The 1,678-nt window shown below is 55.3% G+C and carries 4 protein-coding genes; all 4 read right to left on the reverse strand.

From position 1 onward, the window contains the following. On the reverse strand, positions 1-80 hold an 80-nt coding region (locus RBB62_RS20400; protein ID WP_484487967.1), incomplete at its 3' end, for a hypothetical protein. Then, positions 62-724, reverse strand: a complete 663-nt coding sequence (locus RBB62_RS20140; RefSeq protein ID WP_309401088.1) for an IS66 family transposase — start codon at positions 722-724, stop codon at positions 62-64. The genes RBB62_RS20140 and RBB62_RS20400, both read right to left, overlap by 19 nt. Positions 725-782: 58 nt before the next feature. Then, positions 783-1,127, reverse strand: a complete 345-nt coding sequence (gene tnpB / locus RBB62_RS20145; RefSeq protein ID WP_309401089.1) for an IS66 family insertion sequence element accessory protein TnpB — start codon at positions 1,125-1,127, stop codon at positions 783-785. Beyond that, positions 1,121-1,471 (reverse strand): IS66 family insertion sequence element accessory protein TnpA, encoded by a 351-nt coding sequence (gene tnpA / locus RBB62_RS20150; RefSeq protein ID WP_309401090.1) that lies wholly within the window; start codon positions 1,469-1,471, stop codon positions 1,121-1,123. The genes tnpB and tnpA overlap by 7 nt, the downstream gene beginning before the upstream one ends. Positions 1,472-1,678 lie beyond the last annotated feature (207 nt).

A 1,678-nucleotide genomic window follows, 5' to 3' on the forward strand; every position in this document is an offset into this window, starting at 1 on the left:
TTCTTTTGATCGGGGTCGCAGTAGCGAACGGGAGTCTCATCGGCCTGGATGTAACCGCTGCTCAGCAGGTCGCTTCGCATGTAATTATAAATCGGTTTGAGCCACTCAGCGACGGCTCAACCCAGTCGGCCATCGTTTTGCGCGAGAGTTGCGCGCCCCACATCGCCGAAGCTTTTTCCTGTCGATACAGCGGCAAGTGTTGCACGTATTTGGAGAGGACAATCCACGCCAGCAAACCCGCTGAGGCATAGCCGCCGTCGATCACCCGCGCTGGAGCCGGAGCGACCACTGGCGGCTGCGAACGATCCGCTTTGCGTCGATACTTGGGCCGCACGATACGGCGTTTGAAGAGCTTCGGCGGGTGGATATCGACTTCAAAAGTTTCTTCCTGACCGATCTGTTCAAAGGCCTCGGGCTCGGCCTGGACTTCCTCCGGTTCGATCACTACGGTTTCTTCCACCGGTAAATCCTTGAAGCGCTCGGCGGGTGTTTCGTGCTTGCCCGCCTTGGGAGCGCGCCGCTCGAAAGCAATGCTTTGCGATGCAGAGCTTTCCAACTGGCGCTCCAACTCATCGAGCTGGAGACGCATCTGGGCGGCATCCAGCCGTTCGCTTTTGCCCGAGCCAAAGAGCTGCTGTTTGAACCAGGCGATCTGCTCTTTAAGAAGATTATTTTCCAGCTTCAGTTGCTGGTTCTCCTCCAAGATCACCTCAGCGTTAGACATGCGCCCATGCCAATGATGGGCGCATCAATGTCAACTCACTTTGCATCGCAAAGTCGGGTTAAGTTTCATACCAGGCTTTTTGCATGCCGTCTTTCAGGTCGATCCCGTTCATCAACATCGTCAGCGCCGCGGGCTTGATCGTAAGCTTGCGCTCATCGCTGCCCAGCGGCCAACTCAACCGTCCTTGCTCGATACGCTTGGCAAACACCCACACCCCACTGCCGTCAAAGTAAAGCAACTTGAGCCGATTGCGGCTTTTGTTGGTAAAGGCAAATAACGAACCACCCTTGGGATCTTCACCCAGGTGGTCGCGCGCCACCGCCCACAGTCCATCAAACTGCTTGCGCATGTCCACTGGCTCCACCGCCACGAACACACGAAGCTGATTCGGCAGCGTCAGCATCGCAGCGCCTTGGCCAAAACCGCCAGCGTCTCCGCATCGCCGCCGCGCAACACCAGCCCATCAGGCAAGCAAACCTCCAGAAACGATGGTGACACCGAAGGCAGAGACACCTCCTGAAAAAGACTGACAGTCTTCGGAATAGCAGCGGCCTGCTCCTTCTGACGACGCAACTTCAGCCAGTAAACCAAAGTGCTGTAAGCAAGCCCATGCTGCACAGCAAAAGCCTTCTGAGTCTGCCCGCTCACATCATAAGCCTCCAGCAAACGCTCACGCTCAGCATCGCTCTCAATCCGCCGACCAACACTATCACGCTTCAATCCACTATCAACGATCTCAATATCCATCCCAGATGTATAACAGATCAAAGCCAATCAGGAAAGGTGGACGCAGCCCGGACGCTTACGTTAGTGGAAGGCAAGTAAAGTCAGAAGGGGGCAGTAAAGTCAGAAGGAGGCGGGCAGAAGGGGTCAAACGTGAATGGCGCTAAGATTTGTTCCCTAATCGTTTTTCATTTCAGTCTTCTGGAGTGAGCTACGACCATCAGTGTTCTT

The sequence above is a fragment of the Cerasicoccus maritimus genome, assembly GCA_031296935.1.
Classification (GTDB): Bacteria; Verrucomicrobiota; Verrucomicrobiia; order Opitutales; family Cerasicoccaceae; genus Cerasicoccus; species Cerasicoccus maritimus.

What these genes read in the sequence shown, in the direction of transcription:
- RBB62_RS20140 (WP_309401088.1), bottom strand. Translation starts at nt 724, where the DNA reads ATGTCTAACGCTGAGGTGATCTTGGAGGAGAACCAGCAACTGAAGCTG.
- tnpB (WP_309401089.1), bottom strand. Translation starts at nt 1,127, where the DNA reads ATGCTGACGCTGCCGAATCAGCTTCGTGTGTTCGTGGCGGTGGAGCCA.
- tnpA (WP_309401090.1), bottom strand. Translation starts at nt 1,471, where the DNA reads ATGGATATTGAGATCGTTGATAGTGGATTGAAGCGTGATAGTGTTGGT.